The 359-nt window shown below is 67.4% G+C and carries 1 protein-coding gene; it reads left to right on the forward strand.

What is annotated here, in order from left to right:
• The coding region (locus ACZ6JE_RS15115; protein WP_464319465.1) for a carboxypeptidase-like regulatory domain-containing protein at positions 1–359 on the forward strand (359 nt) is incomplete at both ends.

The following is a 359-nucleotide window of genomic DNA, read 5'->3' on the forward strand; positions in this document are numbered from 1 at the left end:
TCGAGACCACCACCGACGACACCGGCGCCTTCGAAGCACCCGACCTCACCCCCGAGACCGACTACACGATCATCGTCGACGGCGACACCGACCGACCCATCGAATTCACCACCCCCGCAGCCGGCGACCCCAACCCGCCCCTCGAACTCGAACAGCCCGCCGCACCCGTCGACCCGGTACCGGACACGGTCGACATCGTCGGCACCATCACTGACGACACCGGCGACCCCGTGACCGACACCCCGATCACCATCATCGACACCGACACCCAGGACGTCGCGGTCGAGACCACCACCGACGACACCGGCGCCTTCGAAGCACCCGACCTCACCCCCGAGACCGACTACACGATCATCGTC

The organism is Frigoribacterium sp. AC759, assembly GCF_979256015.1.